This is a genomic window from Atribacter sp. (genome assembly GCF_035418125.1).
Classification (GTDB): domain Bacteria; phylum Atribacterota; class Atribacteria; order Atribacterales; family Atribacteraceae; genus Atribacter; species Atribacter allofermentans.
Map to the genome: position 1 here is coordinate 1 of NZ_DAOLQM010000013.1, position 17,852 is coordinate 17,852.

Below are 17,852 nucleotides of genomic sequence, written 5' to 3' on the forward strand. Positions count from 1 at the left end.
CACTCCAGATAAAGGTATCAACACCAAATTTGAACATTGTAAAGCAACCTCCTTTAGCCGCATCAAGGACATTTTTTAATTATTGTACCATTAAATATAAAAGAATTAGGGAATAAATGTAAGCTATTGATACCAAAAATTAAAGGAGCTTCATTACCAAGATTAAATTTTTGTATAATAAATAGAACCATGAATTTACCAGGAAAGTGATCTATCATTAACCAGTGGAAAAATTTCATTGGTAAAAGTTACCTTTTTTATTTATTGGAGGGGATGAAAAATGGGATATTGGGCGGTGGTAGAAAAAAGAGAGAATGGATTTTGGGCTTTTTTCCCTGATATTGTTGAAGTCGAGGTTCGATCAAAAACTATAGAAGAAATAAAAGTTCTTCTCAAAGAATCATTAGCCGAACGCCTACAATTCTTAAACCAAACCGATAAACCTCAGCCAGTTGCACGTTTTAATCCCACTGTTCAAACTACCAATCCTAAAAAAATTTCACCCAATGTTTTTGAGTTTTTATACATCAAAACCGAATAATTTCTCTTAATTTATTTCTTACTTTTTAAACCAACTAATTCAATAAGAGCAGTGGAAGCGGTTTGAGGTCCATTCATTTCTTGACCGGGAATTCCTAATCGGGTTCGAATTTGGCCGATGAAGATATTGGCTTTAAAAAATTCAGAAAAATAACGTTGGGCAATTTTTTCATGGAGATCAAAATATTGTATAGGCCCAAAAATATTTGCGAAATAAGAATTCACAATTCCTACTGAAGTGGTGGTTCCTTTTGACATTGCCTTCCCTTCCTGGAATACTTCCAAAGCTTTTTCAATGTCTGGAAAGCGTTCTATAACTGGATGAAACTCATCAATTTCTTCGTGGTTATTCGCATAGAAAATATAATCGATTGGGAATCCCTTTAAAATACAATCTACAGTTGTTACTGGTAAAATAACTCGGGCGTTGGTTTTTTGAGGACTCATGATGATAGCCCGATCAATTTGCTCAAATGCATAGCCTTTTTCTAAGTCATCAAGTCGAACAAAGGCACCAATCTCGGTCCCATAACAAAGAATTTGATGATTTGTTTCGTCAATCTCAAATGATCCCATATCATCAGCAATAATTTTTAGATCAGCAATATATCCGTTACCCATGATTCGGAGAGCTTCCAGGGTTTCTGATTTACCCGTAGCCGTATCTCCAATAATAGCAATTGTAAAGACCGATTTATCCAAATTGGTGATACGGAAAGCCGCACCATGGAAAGGCAAGATTCCTTTTTTCATCATGACAACATTATGGAGGGTAAGAACCATCTTTTTAAGATAGCCAAAATACCCGTATTGGTCATTTCCAGGAACGAAGCCGATCAGAATCTGATTCGGTTCATCATCAAAAAAGACTGTTTCAGAATTGATATCAGTAGGGAACATTGCAGGATCAACCCCGTATAGGTAAATGGCATCTGGTCCTTCTTTGATTTGGTCGTCATCGGCTAGTTCAAAAAGATTGGCCAAAGAGCAACCCAAACCCATAAAACCTTCTTCAAAATAGATAAAGATAACCAATTTCCCAACTTGAGCCGGGTAACAAAGCCATTTTTTTTCATCGATCATAATATTGGATAACAGGTTTTGAGTAACTTTTTGGAAATGCCCGGTTCGCTTATTCATTGGGGGATCGAGGAGCAAGGGAGGTTGTATCATTAGTTGCCGAATAAAAGGGATCGAAAGGAGTTCCCTGTATTCTTCGGAAGGAGGATTCCAAATTTTTGGGACCGCAATAATTCCGGCTTGGCAGCCGGCGTCAACTTGACGATAAACTCGTGGATGAGTACCAGTGATGTTCTCACATATATCACGATATCCAGCACGAACTAAGTGGGAAAGACGTTCAACTGTCATGTTAAAAGTTCGATATGGCTTTTGGTCATGGGAATAGATTCCCGATTCAGAATGACAAATCATATATCTTTCATAGCGTCGCCAGAAATTATAGAGCTTTTCCACAAATTCATGGAGTAAATTTTTCTTATCTAAAAAGTAACTATAATCAGGAAGTATTTTAACCACCTCTTCGAGAGATGATGTAGTTAAAATACGCAGTAGGGATAGTATTTTTGAACGATAGGAAAGCTCAGCTTCTGGAGGAAACAAAGAATCACTCAACAAGGAATTGTGCTTTTTTAGATGGTCCATGAAGGCGTGAACTATTCTTTCGAAAATCGGGCTATTAGTTAATTCTTGGATGTTTCCACAAATTTCTCCTTCAGTATGGATGATCACTTCTTTCTTCCTAAGGGTGAAGCTTTTCATTTTACTGCTCCTTTTTTTAAAATAAAAAAGGACTGGAGTTATAGCTTAACCCCAGCCCTTTCCAAATCGTCATTAATACTCTTTGGCTTCCGGCTGTTTCATTCTTTATGTGAAACACCAATACTCTTAATGTTCCACCGATTTAAGTGGTTATTTTACTCATTCTGATAATGACTGTCAATGTTTATGAAAAAAAAGGAAAATAACGAGGAGGTGCAAAAATTAATATTTTTAATTTTCTTGAAAAAGGGAAAAGTTGAATTGGTAAAAAATTAGACTCAGGTTGTGGGGATTTACAGGAGGAGATATATATTCACCAAGTTAATTTTAAAACAGATCATTCAGTGGTTCATTTAAAGTAAAGATTATCAACCGCTCACCAGTACGGGTGCTAATATCGGTATGTAAGCTCACTACTTTTCGATTCAGGATATTTTCAATAATAGCTTCCAAAAGTGGTCTCCCTTTTTCTAAAAGCTCAATGCGGACCCGTTTTATTAAATCGCGGTTGTCCTTACTCCCGCCCGAAGCTAATTGTGTTTCAGCTTTGGTGAGCACACCTTTCAAACGTATAAAAACGATATCATCAAAAAGATAGGTCTTTATATCAACCGGACCTCTTCCCATGTATTCTTTTTCAAACTGGACAAGAGTCGAGCTTATTTGAATTTCCAAATCGCTTCTATTTTTTTTCATCCTGAATTCCATCTTAAAGGTATATTAGGAAATAAGACTAATGATAATTCAAACGAATGTAAAATTATCCAATAACTTCTTAATTTTTAGAAATTGAACTGAATGGCCGGCAACAAATAAGTTAATTGAAAGAAAAGACTTATTTTAAAATAAATCAAACCGAGGATTTTACTTTAAAAAAAATGGTGCGCGATGCTGGGTTCGAACCAGCGACTTCCACCGTGTGAGGATGGCACTCTACCGCTGAGTTAATCGCGCATCTGGTGCCGAAGGGGGGATTTGAACCCCCACGAGCGTTAAACTCACTGGAACCTGAATCCAGCGCGTCTGCCAAGTTCCGCCACTTCGGCGAAGGGCAAAATATAAAATAGCGTATTTCATAAGCCTTGTCAAGAACTGAAAAAGATGATAAAAATTTGAGAAACAATCCAATTTATTTTATTTGAAAGTAAAAGTCAAAATGAAATTGATAAAAATAAGAAGAGAATATAGAATAGTAAAAAGAATATTTTTTTGATTTTACTTTGAAAACGATTTCAAAAACTTAAAGGAGTATTTATAGTGGAGAAAGAATATGGATAAGACAATCAATAATGGCGACAGTATTTTACAGTTTGAAAATGTAACTAAACGCTTTCCAGGTGTATTGGCTCTTGACAGTGTTAGTTTCGATGTATTAAAGGGAGAAGTTCATGCTTTAGTTGGAGAAAATGGGGCGGGGAAGTCAACTTTAATAAAAATTGTTACCGGTGTTTACCAAAAAACATCCGGAAGTATTCTTTTTCAGGGGAAACTAATTGATTACCAAAATCCTCATGAAGCACTTCGAAATGGAATTGCAGCTATTTATCAAGAATTGAATTTAATACCTGCCTTGACGGTCGCTGAGAACATCTTTATGGGTCACCACATTCGCAACGAGCGAGGATTTATTGATTGGAAAAAGATGAGAGAAGAAGCCCAAAAGCTCATTGATTTTCTTGAAGTGGATGTTGAGATTGATGCTAAAGTTGGAACTTTAGGTGTGGCAAAAAAACAGGTGGTTGAGATTGCAAAAGCACTTTCTCTCAACGCTCAAATATTAATAATGGATGAGCCAACGGCAGCATTGGCTAAAAAAGAAATTGAAACACTATTTCGCATTATCAAGTTCCTGAAATCGAAGGGAGTAACCATAATTTATATTTCCCACCATCTCGACGAAATATTTGCTATCTCCGATCGAGTGACAGTTTTAAGAGATGGAAAGCATGTTGCAACCAATAATACTGCTACGTTAACGATTGATGATTTGATAAAAATGATGGTGGGCCGGAAGTTAGTTGAACAATTCCCCCATATGGATCATCAGGCTAAGGATGAGGTTTTACGAGTAGAGAATTTAAAACGAAAAGGAGTGTTGCACAATATTAATTTTTCCCTCAAAAAAGGACAAATCGTAGGAATTGCTGGAATGGTTGGTTCGGGCCGGACTGAACTCTTGCGTGCCATATATGGCTTAGATCCTTTAGATGGTGGAAAGATTTTTGTGAAAGGAGATGAAGTTAACATTCAGTCTCCCTATGATGCCATTAATTTGGGTATTGCACTTCTTCCTGAAGAAAGAAAAACCCAAGGTTTGGTATTGTTATTATCGGTCACGGATAACATTGGATTGCCTTCTTTAACCAAGATATCCAATCGCGGTTTTATTGATGATACGAAGCTCAATCATATCACTTCTGAAATGGTACAAATGATGAATATTAAAACTCCTTCCTTTCATCAAAAAACCATGTTTCTTTCCGGGGGGAATCAACAAAAAGTGGTATTGGGTAAATGGTTTGCTCGGGAATGCGATATTTACCTATTTGATGAACCAACCCGGGGTATTGATGTTGGAGCTAAGATTGAAATTTATCACTTAATGAACAAACTTATTGAACGAGGGGCTGCAATCTTGATGGTTTCTTCAGAATTACCAGAAATTTTAGGGATGAGCGATCAGGTATTGGTTATGAAAGAAGGGAAGGTCACTGGGACTTTAACCCGCCAAAATGCGAACCAAGAAGAAGTTTTAAAACTGGCAATAGGAGGGGGGCATTTAAATGGACGCTCTGACTGAAGATAAAAATCAGGGATTAGTTGAACGTTTTTTTATTTTTTGGGATAAGATTGGGATCCTCTTAGTGTTTATTGTGGTCTGTGTAATTTTTGGAATTCTTAATCCAGTGTTTTTTAATCCCCTCAATATCATCAATGTTATTCGACAGGTTTCAATCATCGGTGTTATGGCAGTTGGCATGACATTAGTTATTTTATTGGGCCTCATTGATCTATCGGTGGGTTCTATTGTTGCTTTTGCCGGGATTATTGCTGCCGGCTTTCAAGTAAAATGGGGCGGAAGTTTATTTCTTAGCTTAGTTATTCCTTTACTTGTAGGAGCTGGTATTGGGTATTTTAATGGATATGTTTCCACTAAAGGTGGAATACATCCCTTTATTGTTACTTTGGGGTCAATGAGTATTTTCCGTGGGGCAACACTACTCATCGCTCAGGGGAAACCAATTTCTGGGATGAGTCCCGCTTTCCGTTTTATTGGAGCTGGGATGATTGGTCCTATTCCTTTCCCGGTCATTCTTTTTTTAGGATGTGTTATCATTTTTGGCATTATGCTTAAGAGAACGGTTTTCGGCCGTTATATTTACGCAATCGGAGGGAATCAAGAGGCAGCTTTGCTTTCGGGTATTATGGTTGATCGAGTAAAAATTCTCACCTATACCATTCTTGGCACCCTCTCAGGGTTAAGTGCGCTTATCCTCACGTCGAGGCTCAATTCTGGAGAACTGGTAGCAGGGCAGGGTTATGAATTAGATGTTATTGCCTCAGTGGTTATCGGTGGAACGAGTATGATGGGTGGCGAAGGGGGAGTTTATGGTACCCTAATTGGAGCATTGCTCATTGGAGTTATTTCTAACGGTTTAAACTTATTAGGAGTCCAACCCTATTGGCAGATGATGGTCAAGGGAACAATTATTATTCTTGCGGTCCTTATGGATAGAATGAAGCGCCGTTTCCGGACTGTTTAATCAATAAACTTTCAAAACCGATGCACTTTTTTAACAACTATGAAAGGAGATAAATTTTCGGTACCAGTTTAGTAATTAAGTGGGGGTGATAAAAAAAGAAAAGTTAGGTTTTTTATTTTTTAAAAAAACTAAGAGGAGGATAAAAATGAAAAAAATTGGATTATTGTTCATTGTAGCAATCTTGGCTTTTAGTTGTTTGTTTGGAACTTTAGCTTTTGCTCAAGAATATACCATCGGGCTTTCATTCCCATCTCTTTCCTTTGCCTGGTTTGCTTTTCTCGAGCAAGCAGTGAAAGATAAGGCCAGCCAATTGGGAGTGAATGTTGTATCATTGGAAGCCAACGATGAGGTTTCAAAACAAATATCAATCATTGAAGATATGGTTATTAAAAAAGTGAATGGAGTATTATTGGTTCCAATCGAAGTCGAAGCAGTTGTTCCTGGTGTTGAAGCACTCAATAAAGCTAATATTCCCGTGGTGACCGTGGATCGCAGATTGAAAGAGGGAGTTCCTGTACAGGTTCTTGCCCATGTGGGCGCAGACAACTATACTGGTGGAAAGAAAGCCGCCGAATTTATTGTTGCCGAATTGAATAAAAAATTTGGCGAATCCAAAGGAACCGTGATTGAGCTTTATGGTACTCCAGGTGCTGGTCCGGCAATTGATCGTAGTTCTGGATTCCAGGATGTTATGAAGCAATATCCAAATATAACAGTAAAGACTCAGACTGCTAATTTCCGTCGAGATGATGGCATGCAAGTTATGGAAGATTTTATTATGAGCAGTCCGGAAATTGATGCAGTATTTGGAGCAAACGATGAAATGATTCTCGGCGCTCTTGAAGCTTTACAAGCCAGTGCCAAATTCAACGTCCAAGAAGTGGTTACGATTGGATTCGACGCACTAACCGATGCACTGAAATCTATTAGTGATGGAATTCTTGATGCAACCATTGAGCAATTTCCTGGGAAACAAGCGGCAACCGGTTTTGAAATTCTTTATAATTTCGTAAAAGATGGTAAAACCCCGGAAGATTCGGTTATTTTAATTGAACCAGCCGTAATCACTAAAGATAATCTTGATCAAGCAGAAAAAAGCTTTTAGATGAAGCATTTCCTCATAGGGGAGCTGTAAAACTTATGGCCTCCCCTATGAGGAGAGGGTTTATATAATTAAATAATTGAAATGTAAAACCAATTTCTAATAAGAAAGTCAAAAATTAGGTCATCTTCTATGTCATCGATGAAAGATGTAGCAAAAATTGCTGGAGTTTCGGTTTCAACTGTTTCCAGGGTTATTAATAAAAGCATTCCGGTAAACAATGAAACTCGCTTGAGAGTGGAAAAGGCGATTCGCAAGCTCCACTACAAACCAAACCTTCTTGCTAAGGGTCTTCGTATGCGGAGTGGAGGTATCATTGGTTTGGTCGTTCCTGAAATTATCCATCAAACTTTTGTCAATTTTATTCATTATGTAGAGGAACAAATTGTTGATCACGGATTCGATTTGATTTTAGGAAATACTCAAGAAGATCCAGAAAAAGAAGAGCGGTTTATTGATAGTTTGATTCGAAGAAATGTCGATGGAATTATTTTTTCTCGAGTTTCTGATCAGAGCCGGGTTTTTAATATTCTTGAGAAAACCAATATTCCGGTTGTGGTTGTTGATCGTTTTTTAGAAAAGGAAGATATTCCCAGTATTGTTCTGAATAACTATCAAGCCGGGATTTTGGCTGGTTCTCATTTGATCAGTTTAAACCATAAAAAAATTGCTTGTATTACTGGTCCATTAAATATTGCTCTTTGTCGAGAGCGATTAAAAGGCTTTAAAACTATTCTTTCTGAAAATGGAGTTCTTTTACCCCCGGATTTTATCTATGAAGGGGATTTCAAATTTGAATCGGGGATTTACGCTATTAAGAAATTTTTAAATGATGGTATTAAAGTTACGGCAATTTGGGCACAAAATGATATGATGGCAATTGGAGCCCTCAAAGAGCTCAACCAAAATCACATCCGTGTACCTGAAGATATTTCCTTAATTGGGATGGATAATATCAGCTCTTCGGAAATGGTTACTCCATCGCTAACCACCATTATCCAACCATTTCAGGAAATGTGTCAAAGGGCAGTTCAAATTATCTTGAATCATATACACAAGAAAGAAATTACTCTCAATCGGATTGTTTTGGAACCAAGCTTAATAATCCGTGAATCAACTCGTCCTTTCAAATAATTATAATAGGTGGGCTGCGATCAGTTAATGAGGATTAAATTGGGGAAAAATGATTATCCCCATGGAATAAGGATATGATTTTATGGTAAATATTTTGATGATAATCAAAAAAAGGAAACCATAGAAAAGAGGGAATGTTATGACGAATTCATCAAAAGTTGTAGAAAAAGCTTTGGAGCAAGGGAAGGGAATCTTTCGATTATTTCCCAATTGGGTTCCTCGCTCATTTTGTATTCCAGGTAAGCGTTTAAAACTTCACCCTGATGATTACTATGCTTTTGGAGCTCATCGAGGCGGTATTGACGAACGTTGGTTTGCTTCGACAACCAAAGCAGATAATGGACCAGAAACGCTTCCGGATGAGGGTTTAAGCTATATTTATTTTAAAGATGGACGTAAAGAAGAAAAAGTTCTTCTTAAAGAAGCAATTGATATCATGGGGAATGATATCTTAGGGACCGATGTTATGAAGAAATATGGTGGCTGGTTAATGTTTAGTAAGTTTTTTGATAATATGGAACCCCTCCCTCATCATCTTCATCATGATGATGAGGCAGCCGCTAATGTTGGAGCGATGGGGAAACCAGAGTCATACTATTTTCCAGCCCAGCTGAATAACCACGGTGGCTGGTTCCCTTATACTTTTTTCGGTCTTACTCCTGGAACCACTAAGGATGATATAAGGAAATGTTTAGAAAATTGGAATAAAGGTGATAATGGAATTTTGTATTTGTCTCGGGCATATAAACTTAAACCTGGAACTGGGTGGGATGTCCCCCCTGGTGTTCTTCATGCGCCTGGCTCTTTGTTAACCTATGAACCCCAGAGAAGTTCGGATGTTTTTGCTATGTTCCAATCATTGGTATGGGACGTTCCAACACCCTGGGAGTTATTGACAAAAAATGTTCCCGAAGAGCATAAGAATGATCTTGATTATATCGTTAGCTTGATAAATTGGGATTTGAATGTTGATCCAGATTTTTATCAAAACCGATTTGCCGAACCCAAGCTAGTCAAACCAGTGGAAGAAATGAAATCTGAAGGTTATGAGGAATATTGGATATCTTATAAATCCAGCGATTTCTCAGCTAAAGAGTTAAGAGTGTTTCCCGGAAAAACGGTTACCATCAAAGATGAAGGGGCTTATGGTTTAATTACCATTGAGGGTCATGGTCAGTTTGGATCGTTATCTATCGATGCTCCAAGCTTAATTCGTTTTGGAGAAATGACCAGCGACGAATTGTTTGTAACCCAAAAGGCTGCCCGGGAAGGAATAACCATTACCAATCAAAGTGAAAATGGTATGCTGGTAATACTAAAACACTTTGGGCCGGAATTGTAAGGTTGGTATCAATTTTTAAAAAAGAGCGGGATTTTTTATTGAACCCGCTCTTTTTTAAAAAATATAGATTTGAGCTAAATGATTTCCCATTGAATACCAAGAAACTCACAAACCATTTTGAGCTCTTCAACATAATGACCATATACTCCATGGATGTGGTTGCAGGGAAACTTTTCAATAAAACGCTCAATACTCGTATCAAGTTTACAAAATGCATGAGGCCATTCAGCTTGAGTTCGAGCCATGATTTCTTGGTTGGTTTTTTTATCAAACTGGAGAAACTCCCCAGTTAAAATGGCCATCCAGTAATTTCCATTTTTTCTTCCTAATCGAGCCAGGGTGACTTTTCCTGGATGGGCAAGATGGTGAACCGCAGCACCACCAGCTTGGAAATAGAAACTTTCAGGAAGCAATGAAACTCGAGGAAGATTATCGCGATAATCGAAGCTGGCTCCAGCAAAGTAGGTGGCGTGCTCACCAGAGTTACACAAGTCCAGAATTTTATAATCATCATGCCAATGACGAACATCGGCAAATAGAACCGGGGTTTTGGCCAATTTTTTAAAGATCTCCATGGTTAAAGCTGCGTCCATATCTGCTTCGGTAGAGCATACTATAGGTTCTTTGGGTCCATCGAAATCATAGGGGTCATTCATAAAAGCTTCAGCGACATCCATAGTACAAAAATTATTAGTGAGCTCAGGTTGACCCTTGATTCCACAAAAATCTAAATGCATTTCTTGACATAATTCTTTAACTGCATAATAGGAAGCGATTTGCTTTTTTAAAATTTCTGGGGTTAATTGTTTCCCATCATATTGAATCGAGCCGATATTTTTTTCACACCATTGGAAGGCTTGTTCAATTTTTTTCGGGTTTTGAGCCAGCAAGAATTCTGAACGCCGAACTATTTCCCATTGATCGATATGTTCGGTATCAATTCCGAATACTTTCATCCAAGAATCGGTTCCGGAGGTAGCAGTATACATTCCCATTGGACGTCCTCCAAAACACCCAAAGGTTTCACCACGAATTTGTTTTAAACAGGTAGCAGCTTTGATAAAACAGTTTACCTTTTTAAAGGTTGATTCCTGGTTTAAATCACCTGAAACCCGGGTATAAGGAATGCCAACATTGTCCAATGCACCAGAGCTGGCCATCATACCGACTAAACCTGGATATCCAGGATTAATATTTGATAGGCAGAGAAAGGGACCAGGAGCAAACTGAGCTGCTAAAACGGTAAAATGAGGCCAAGCCCAAATGGCATAATTAAAAATTGTACAATCAACTCCAGCAAGCTGCATTTTTTTCCCGGCTGAAACTGCCAGCTGATTGGTCCAAGGAGGCTCATCGGCAATAATGACTTCATGGCCTTCTTGTTGAAGTTTTTTTACCAAGTTCTCCTGGAATTTTAAATTCATTGCTAATAATTCCTGGTGAACATGAGGGCGACCATCGGAAAAAGTAATGACACCAATTTTACTCATAACTATTCCTCCTTTATTCAAGATGTAAAAAGCAACCGATTTCATCAATATTATCGCTTTTACCTCCTAAATGTCAAATTTCAAACTCTTATAATAAAAAAAGGTTTTTAATAAAATTCTCTATCACAAGGTTAAAATGCCTTTTTTAAAGAGTTAAATCTCAAATATTTTTAAATGATATATATATAATTGAACCACGGTTTAGAAGGCGTTTTGGACTTGTTGACAATTAATGCAGGGCAATGATAAGATGAAATCGGTTACAATTTTTAGAAAGGTGGTGATAGGAGTTTTATTCAGAGATTGGTCTTTAAAAGGTTAGGAAAGATTTATAATTTGTATAAGGGAGGGAAAAACCTTGAAGAGGTTACTTTTTGTGGGGATGGTTTTACTTTTGGTTTTGTCGACCAGTACAGTATTCGGTTTTGAATTAGGACGATTTGATGGGACGACGATTAAGGCTTGTTTTATTGGTGGGGGAGACTACGAAAAAATTTACGAGAAATTTATCCCTGAGTTTGAAGAATTAACCGGCGCCAAAGTTGAAATTGTCTATAAAGGGAACGGTTTTGACATTGATAAAAAGATGAAAATTGATTTTGCCGCTGGTACTGTTGACTATGACGTTTGCTGGGATCATACCAGCTTCTTTTCACAATACCTGGATTTCTTGGAACCTTTAGAGGGCTACTTTACCCAAGAAGAACTCAGCGATTTTTCTCAGAAAGTCCTCCAATACTGCCAAAAAGATGGACACATCTGGCAAATTCCGCGACATGGTGATGTTAGTACCCTTCATTACCGGACGGATTTGTTAAACGATCCGGAAAATAAGAAAGCATTTCAAGAAAAATATGGCAAAGAATTAAAAGTCCCCGAAACTTGGGATGAATTCAAAGAAATTGCTCTCTTCCTCTCCAAACCTCCTGAAATCTATGGGACTCAGTTTGCCGGGAAGGAAGAGGCTTTATCCGGTCGCTTTTGGGATATTTTAATGTCTCATGGCGGGAAGATTATCGATGAAAATTATAAACCTGCTTTTAATAGCCCAGAAGGTATCAAAGTTGCAACCATGCTTCGAGATCTTTATCAAGCGGGAGCCATGCCGCCTGGTATGGTTAACTTTTTGTGGGATGATGTTGCTGGTACATTTGCCAATGGAAATATCGCTATGTACACTGAATGGTATGGCTGGTATTCTTATTTTCAAAATCCCGAAGCTTCTAAGGTGGCAGGGAAGTTCGATATTAGTCGTCAACCGAAAGGTGATGCTGGTATCCACGGTGGTTGGGCAGGAGCCCATTGCTTTTCAGTAACTAAATCAAGTAAAAACAAAGAGGCAGCGGTTGCCTTTATAAAGTTTATCACCAGTTATGAACCACAGTTATTCGAAGCCCAGATTGGATATATTCCAGTTCGAAACTCAGTTTTTGAAACTCTTATTCAAGAAGCAGAAAAATCAACCGATCCACTCATTAAGAAACGTTTTGAGATAATGCAGATTCAGATTAACGAAGACTTCACACCTCCTCCGATTGTTGCTGAATGGATTCCCATCTCAAATGTCTTATATCCCAAGCTCCAAGCCATTATGTTGGGTGATGTAGAAGTTGAAGAGGGTCTTAATCAAGCTGCAAAAGAAGTTGAATTGATTATGGAAGAAGCCGGCTACTATGACTGATTTATAAAAACGGGGGGGTACCCCCCGTTTTTAGTTTTTAAAGGGGGTGTCCGGCTTTAATGAATCAGGAAATGAACCTTAGGTTAAAAAAAGATTTAAAAAAATCATCAAAAAACGACCGTTATTTATCTTGGTTTATGATAATTCCAGCTCTTGCCGTTGTTGCTGTGTTAATAGTTGTCCCCATGATATATTCCTTTTCTTTAAGTTTAACCAATATGAATTTATTAAAACCAGCGTCGACTCAGTTTATTGGTTTTCGAAACTATATCCGACTTTTTCAGGACGAAATATTTTGGCGAGCTTTTTGGAATACTATTCTATTCATGACTTTAGCGGTTAATGTTGAATTTATTTTGGGACTTTTTATTGCTCAACTGATGTTTAAAGTAACCCGGGGACAAGGAGTCATTCGTACTGCTATTATGGCTCCCATGATGTTTGCCCCAGTTTTGGTCGGATTTCAATTTAAGTGGTTTTTTAATGATCAAGTAGGTTTAGTCAATAATCTTTTGTATTCACTGACTGGAGACTATCAAATTATTCCCTGGCTCATTCATTATCCAATGAATCTGTTGGCTATTCTCATTGCTGAAATTTGGATGAGCACCCCATTTATGGTTATTATTTTTCTAGCTGGATTAGTGAGCTTACCAACTGAGCCTTTCGAGGCGGCTTCGGTAGATGGAGCAAGTGGTTGGCAGCAGTTCCGCTATATAACCCTTCCTTTGATAAGCCCATTTATCTATATTGCCATGGTTATTCGCTCCCTCGATCTTGGGAGGGCTTATGATTTGGTCCGAATTATGACCGGAGGTGGACCAGCCAATCGATCGGAAATGATTTGGACCTATACCCATCGTTTAGCCATAACCAACAATAGATTTGGAATGGGAACTGCGATGTCTTTTATTACGGTAGCTGTTTCGTTTGCTTTCGTTATCTACTTATTCAGACAATTATCAAAAAGCCTTCAGGAGGTCTATTAATGTTGGATCGCCAAGGAATCAATATTCGTCCAGTTTCAAAAAGACAAAGGAAAATAAAGCAGGAATTTTATAATCTTTTAGTATATTTTCTCGTATTGATTTTTTTTCTTCCGGTATTATGGATTATTATGACTGCTATGCGACCTGAAGTTGAGGTGAATGCTCGGCCACCGGTCTATATTCCTTCTCGTTTAAGTATTGAGACTTTTGCTCAGTTATTAGGGGCAAGTCATACTGAAAAGTCAATTCCCTTTTATAGTTATCTCAAAAACTCTCTCTTGACTTCAATTTTTAGCACGTTTTTAGCCTTGGTAACAGGAACTTTTGCTGGGTATAGTTTTGCTCGTTTTCGATTTAAGGGTGGGAATCAACTTTTTATAGGTATGATGTTAGCCCGCTCAATACCAGGTATTTCGGTGAGCTTACCTTTGTTTGTAATTTTTGCTCGTACGGGTTTGTTGGATCGAATTTCAGGCCTTATTCTTGTTTATACAGCCATGACCATTCCTTTTACAACTTGGTTGATGCAGGGATTTTTTAAAGATATTCCTTCCACGCTCGATGAAGCAGCGCAGATAGATGGATGTTCTCGTTGGCAAGCCTTCCTGCGTATTGACCTTCCTCTTGCTCTTCCTGGACTGGCCGCCAGTGGAATATTTGCTTTTTTAACTTCCTGGAATGAATTCCAAATTGCCAGTGTTATTACCCGAACACCACTCTCTAAAACCTTTCCAGTTGGCTTATATGATTTTACTCAGGAGTTTACCATTGATTGGAGAGGAATGTGTGCCATGTCGGTGATTATGCTGATCCCAGCCATCTTTTTTGTATTGCTTACCCAGAAACAACTCATCAAAGGATTAACTTTTGGAGCAATTAAATAATAGGTCAAACTTTTTTGTTTATTCGGGATTGTTTGCGCATTCCTCCTCATCTTAAACCTCTCTCATTCTTCTTCTCTTGCGGATGAGAGAGGTTAATAACAAATAGGCAATAAGGCGAACTAGAGAGCAGACAAAATAATGAAGACCAAAAAGATGAGACCTTCCTACAGGGAAATCATCACTCAGGAGACACCTTTGGTGCCAGGTGAGGCTTTTGCCGTCTCAAAAAGTTGAGCCGTTGGATAATATTACGTCATTAAGGCACCATATCTATCGTTGAGCTTCTTGAAAGGACGACTCAAAGTTCCTACTCCCTTGTTGGGAAAAGGTAAAGATGAGGGCGAAAATTTCTCATTACTGCCTTAATAGGAAAGAAAATTTTAAGGAGGACAAAAAATGAAGAAGGCTGAGGAGAAAATAAAGAGGGTTGTGACTGCATTAAAATTAAGAGAAGAACCCGATCGGGTCCCATTGAGTGATTTTTACTGGTCGAGCTTTTACCAAAATTGGCTCCAAGAATTTGATTTACCACCTGATACCGATATTTATAAATATTACGATTTAGATCTAAAAGTCATCTCTCCAAATATGGATCCGAAGGTAGAGAGTTGTAAAGTTATTGAGCAAAACTCTGAATACGTTCTTTTTAAAAGTGGTTTTGGATGTGTGGTTAAAAAAGTATTTAATTATCCCATGCCAATGTTTATAGATTTTGAAGTGAAAAACGTTCAAGATTTTGCTAAGTATGTTTTTGAGGATCCGAGAGATGAAAGACGTTATTTTGAAAAACGCTGTGACATTATCAATTGTGGTGACTCGTTTGGTCAATTGAATAGTTATATGGAAGCAGTCGAAGCGAATTGGAATGAATTCTGTTTATTTGGCTCCATTTGTGAGCCCTACGAAACGATGTGGCGTATTAGAGGAACCGAAGGATTACTGATGGATCTTGCCTTGTTTCCGGAAAAAGTTAAAGAATTTGCCAATCGTTGCACCGATTTTATGTTAGGAATTGCCGAACGTCAAATTGAGTTGACACGCCCTCAAGGAATGTTTATATGGGGTGATGTTGCTTACGATAAAGGGATGTTCATTTCCCCTTCTCTTTGGAGGGAAATATTTTTTCCATGTGTTAAAAGATTATGCGATTATATCCATTCTCAAGGGGTTATAACAGTATATCATGGTTGTGGGAAAAGCCTGGCTATTTTTGAAGATTTGATTGAAACCGGGGTTGATGTTTATAATCCTTTAGAAGCGAAGGCAGGAATGGATCCAGTTGAGCTGAAACAAAAATATGGAGACAGAATTGCCTTTTATGGTGGGTTGGATACTCGGTTACTTGGAGAAGGCAATTGGGAGGATATTGAGAAGGAAGTTCTTTATAAATTAAATGCGGCCAAAGGTGGAGGATATTTGCCGGCCTCAGATCATTCAGTAGCAGGAAACGTGAACCCCCGATGGTATGATCGAATGATTAACTTGCTCAAACAAAAAGGGACTTATCCCATTAAATAATAATGAGCGAAGAACAAAAATCAGACTGTAAAATTGCTATAATCCTTAAAATTAAGGAATATTTCAATTTGTTAAAGATTCTAATGGAATGTTGTGGTGATTTCATTGTCGACTATATACGATATAGCCAAAAGAGCAGGAGTTTCCCCGGCAACGGTTTCTCGGGCGCTTAATAATCAAAATTTAGTGAAAGAAGAAACCCGAAAAAAGATTCATAAAATTGCCGAAGAAATGAATTATTCTCCCAATTTTTTAGCCAGAAGCCTGGTTAAAAAACAAACCAACACTATAGCTCTTATCATTTCTGATATCACGAATCCTTTTTTTACTACTGTGGCGAGGGGAGTTGAAGATACTGCTTCTCAGAAAGGTTTTAATACAATATTTTGTAATACTGATGAAAATATTGAAAAGGAAAAGCAATATGTCAATCTTATGCTCCAGCGACGAGTAGATGGGATTATCATTGCCAGCTGTGGTTCAGGAAATAATTTGGGTGATATTAGAAATCGTAATCTCCCTTTGGTTCTTGTTGATCGTGCCTTTCCTGGAAATAATGGGTGGGATAGTGTTGTTGGAGATAGCGAGGAAGGGGCTTTTCTTTTAACCAAACATCTTATTGAAGTTCATCATCACCAAAAAATAGCAATTATTTCAGGGCCACCGGTTTTATCAACGAGCCAAGATCGGGTAAGGGGATATCTTCGAGCTCTTCGAGATTATAATATTAAAGAAAATCCTGAGTGGATTATTTCTGGAGAATTTAAAGAGAATTTTGGTTATCAGATAGCATTAAAGTTTTTACAATATTCTGATATAAAACCTACCGCTGTTTTTGCCGGTAATAATTTTATTGCTATAGGAATTATTCGCGCCGCACGAGAGATGGATATTGAAATTCCTGGAGATTTGTCTTTAGTTACTTTTGACGATCTTGAGATGGCTTCCTATACCTGTCCTTTTCTAACAGTTGCTAAACAACCGGCTTACACCATGGGAAGTATGGCTACAGAATTCCTGCTTCAAAGAATTTCTGGAGAAAAGATAAGAGAAAAAAGGATAGTAGTTTTAAAACCAGAAATTATTATTCGAAAATCATGTGGTTGTATCCAATAACCTTTCTTTTTTAAAAAAATTCTTTGGTTCAATGTGTTACAATAGCCCAACATCTATTGTTTTCCTTTCATTTTGTGATTTTATAACCTATTCAGGGAGGCTAAAAAATGAGTTCAAAACTTTTGAGCGAAGATTTAAGAAATGCATCAAGGAAATTTGCAGAAGAGATAATGCAAACAACCGTTTATAAACAATTCCAGATTACCCATTCAGCGATTCTTGGAAATGAAGTTGCCTCTTCAATTATGGATTTATTAAGGGATGAACAAGAACGATTGTTGGAAATATCCTTAGAACGTGATATAGAAGAAAGCGACTTTACCGAGCTTAATAATTTACATGAAAAATCAAAAAATAACCAGCTCATTCATTCCTATTTAGAGGCAGAGAAAAGTTTATTTCAACTAACCCAGGCTTTAAATTCTGAAATTACTTCGCTCATTGGATTTGATTTTGCATTATCGGTTATGCATCGTGATGATGACGATGAGGAGGAGGTTTGGGAATAAA

The 17,852-nt window shown here is 37.7% G+C and carries 15 protein-coding genes and 2 tRNA genes; 12 read left to right on the top strand and 5 right to left on the bottom strand.

The features are described 5' to 3' along the window. Positions 1 to 280: 280 nt before the first annotated feature. Positions 281 to 541: a type II toxin-antitoxin system HicB family antitoxin gene (locus tag PLK24_RS01805; RefSeq protein ID WP_324476029.1), complete on the top strand. Its 261-nt coding sequence runs from the start codon at positions 281 to 283 to the stop codon at positions 539 to 541. Between the two features lie 11 nt (positions 542 to 552). Here PLK24_RS01805 and PLK24_RS01810 read toward each other — a convergent pair whose 3' ends face one another. The 4 genes from PLK24_RS01810 to PLK24_RS01825 all read right to left on the bottom strand — a co-directional run bounded on the left by PLK24_RS01810 (position 553) and on the right by PLK24_RS01825 (position 3,368). Continuing rightward, a complete protein-coding gene (locus tag PLK24_RS01810; RefSeq protein ID WP_324476030.1) occupies positions 553 to 2,322 on the bottom strand; it encodes a hypothetical protein in 1,770 nt (589 codons plus the stop codon). 327 nt (positions 2,323 to 2,649) lie between these two features. Continuing rightward, positions 2,650 to 3,018, bottom strand: a complete 369-nt coding sequence (locus tag PLK24_RS01815) for a Na-translocating system protein MpsC family protein (protein WP_324476031.1) — start codon at positions 3,016 to 3,018, stop codon at positions 2,650 to 2,652. Between the two features lie 183 nt (positions 3,019 to 3,201). After that, a tRNA-Val gene (locus PLK24_RS01820) sits at positions 3,202 to 3,276 on the bottom strand. A 3-nt stretch (positions 3,277 to 3,279) separates the two neighbouring features. Continuing rightward, positions 3,280 to 3,368, bottom strand: a tRNA-Leu gene (locus PLK24_RS01825). A 224-nt stretch (positions 3,369 to 3,592) separates the two neighbouring features. Here PLK24_RS01825 and PLK24_RS01830 point away from each other — a divergent pair. The 5 genes from PLK24_RS01830 (at position 3,593) to PLK24_RS01850 (ending at position 9,664) form a co-directional block, all read left to right on the top strand. Next, on the top strand, positions 3,593 to 5,122 hold the full coding sequence (locus tag PLK24_RS01830) for a sugar ABC transporter ATP-binding protein (RefSeq protein WP_324476032.1): 1,530 nt from the start codon (positions 3,593 to 3,595) through the stop codon (positions 5,120 to 5,122). Beyond that, positions 5,106 to 6,086, top strand: a complete 981-nt coding sequence (locus PLK24_RS01835; protein WP_324476033.1) for an ABC transporter permease — start codon at positions 5,106 to 5,108, stop codon at positions 6,084 to 6,086. Before PLK24_RS01830 ends, PLK24_RS01835 begins: the two co-directional genes overlap by 17 nt. A 145-nt stretch (positions 6,087 to 6,231) precedes the next feature. After that, a complete protein-coding gene (locus tag PLK24_RS01840; RefSeq protein WP_324476034.1) occupies positions 6,232 to 7,191 on the top strand; it encodes a substrate-binding domain-containing protein in 960 nt (319 codons plus the stop codon). 129 nt (positions 7,192 to 7,320) lie between these two features. Then, the gene (locus tag PLK24_RS01845; RefSeq protein WP_324476035.1) at positions 7,321 to 8,322 is read left to right on the top strand and encodes a LacI family DNA-binding transcriptional regulator; all 1,002 of its coding nucleotides are present in this window, start codon (positions 7,321 to 7,323) and stop codon (positions 8,320 to 8,322) included. 139 nt (positions 8,323 to 8,461) lie between these two features. Then, the gene (locus PLK24_RS01850; protein ID WP_324476036.1) at positions 8,462 to 9,664 is read left to right on the top strand and encodes a hypothetical protein; all 1,203 of its coding nucleotides are present in this window, start codon (positions 8,462 to 8,464) and stop codon (positions 9,662 to 9,664) included. 74 nt (positions 9,665 to 9,738) lie between these two features. On the opposite strand, the gene PLK24_RS01855 is transcribed toward PLK24_RS01850, so the two are convergent. Beyond that, positions 9,739 to 11,154 (bottom strand): L-fucose/L-arabinose isomerase family protein, encoded by a 1,416-nt coding sequence (locus PLK24_RS01855; RefSeq protein WP_324476037.1) that lies wholly within the window; start codon positions 11,152 to 11,154, stop codon positions 9,739 to 9,741. A 358-nt stretch (positions 11,155 to 11,512) separates the two neighbouring features. Between PLK24_RS01855 and PLK24_RS01860 the strand changes: the two genes are divergently transcribed. The 6 genes from PLK24_RS01860 (at position 11,513) to PLK24_RS01885 (ending at position 17,851) form a co-directional block, all read left to right on the top strand. Then, positions 11,513 to 12,835: an ABC transporter substrate-binding protein gene (locus tag PLK24_RS01860; RefSeq protein ID WP_324476038.1), complete on the top strand. Its 1,323-nt coding sequence runs from the start codon at positions 11,513 to 11,515 to the stop codon at positions 12,833 to 12,835. 59 nt (positions 12,836 to 12,894) lie between these two features. Next, positions 12,895 to 13,824 carry a carbohydrate ABC transporter permease gene (locus PLK24_RS01865; protein WP_324476039.1) on the top strand — a complete coding sequence of 310 codons (930 nt, stop codon included), beginning with the start codon at positions 12,895 to 12,897 and terminating at the stop codon, positions 13,822 to 13,824. Further along, positions 13,824 to 14,708 (top strand): carbohydrate ABC transporter permease, encoded by an 885-nt coding sequence (locus tag PLK24_RS01870; RefSeq protein WP_324476040.1) that lies wholly within the window; start codon positions 13,824 to 13,826, stop codon positions 14,706 to 14,708. The genes PLK24_RS01865 and PLK24_RS01870 overlap by 1 nt, the downstream gene beginning before the upstream one ends. A 396-nt stretch (positions 14,709 to 15,104) precedes the next feature. Then, positions 15,105 to 16,226: a uroporphyrinogen decarboxylase family protein gene (locus tag PLK24_RS01875; RefSeq protein ID WP_324476041.1), complete on the top strand. Its 1,122-nt coding sequence runs from the start codon at positions 15,105 to 15,107 to the stop codon at positions 16,224 to 16,226. 96 nt (positions 16,227 to 16,322) lie between these two features. Next, positions 16,323 to 17,342, top strand: coding sequence for a LacI family DNA-binding transcriptional regulator (locus PLK24_RS01880; RefSeq protein WP_324476042.1), 1,020 nt, complete (start codon positions 16,323 to 16,325; stop codon positions 17,340 to 17,342). Between the two features lie 107 nt (positions 17,343 to 17,449). Further along, positions 17,450 to 17,851, top strand: a complete 402-nt coding sequence (locus PLK24_RS01885; protein ID WP_324476044.1) for a YlbF/YmcA family competence regulator — start codon at positions 17,450 to 17,452, stop codon at positions 17,849 to 17,851. Position 17,852: the final 1 nt, after the last annotated feature.

Bases quoted from the DNA above. Each gene is read 5' to 3' on its own strand.
- PLK24_RS01805 (WP_324476029.1), top strand. From the start codon at position 281: ATGGGATATTGGGCGGTGGTAGAAAAAAGAGAGAATGGATTTTGGGCT.
- PLK24_RS01810 (WP_324476030.1), bottom strand. From the start codon at position 2,322: ATGAAAAGCTTCACCCTTAGGAAGAAAGAAGTGATCATCCATACTGAA.
- PLK24_RS01815 (WP_324476031.1), bottom strand. From the start codon at position 3,018: ATGAAAAAAAATAGAAGCGATTTGGAAATTCAAATAAGCTCGACTCTT.
- PLK24_RS01830 (WP_324476032.1), top strand. From the start codon at position 3,593: ATGGATAAGACAATCAATAATGGCGACAGTATTTTACAGTTTGAAAAT.
- PLK24_RS01835 (WP_324476033.1), top strand. From the start codon at position 5,106: ATGGACGCTCTGACTGAAGATAAAAATCAGGGATTAGTTGAACGTTTT.
- PLK24_RS01840 (WP_324476034.1), top strand. From the start codon at position 6,232: ATGAAAAAAATTGGATTATTGTTCATTGTAGCAATCTTGGCTTTTAGT.
- PLK24_RS01845 (WP_324476035.1), top strand. From the start codon at position 7,321: ATGTCATCGATGAAAGATGTAGCAAAAATTGCTGGAGTTTCGGTTTCA.
- PLK24_RS01850 (WP_324476036.1), top strand. From the start codon at position 8,462: ATGACGAATTCATCAAAAGTTGTAGAAAAAGCTTTGGAGCAAGGGAAG.
- PLK24_RS01855 (WP_324476037.1), bottom strand. From the start codon at position 11,154: ATGAGTAAAATTGGTGTCATTACTTTTTCCGATGGTCGCCCTCATGTT.
- PLK24_RS01865 (WP_324476039.1), top strand. From the start codon at position 12,895: ATGAATCAGGAAATGAACCTTAGGTTAAAAAAAGATTTAAAAAAATCA.
- PLK24_RS01870 (WP_324476040.1), top strand. From the start codon at position 13,824: ATGTTGGATCGCCAAGGAATCAATATTCGTCCAGTTTCAAAAAGACAA.
- PLK24_RS01875 (WP_324476041.1), top strand. From the start codon at position 15,105: ATGAAGAAGGCTGAGGAGAAAATAAAGAGGGTTGTGACTGCATTAAAA.
- PLK24_RS01885 (WP_324476044.1), top strand. From the start codon at position 17,450: ATGAGTTCAAAACTTTTGAGCGAAGATTTAAGAAATGCATCAAGGAAA.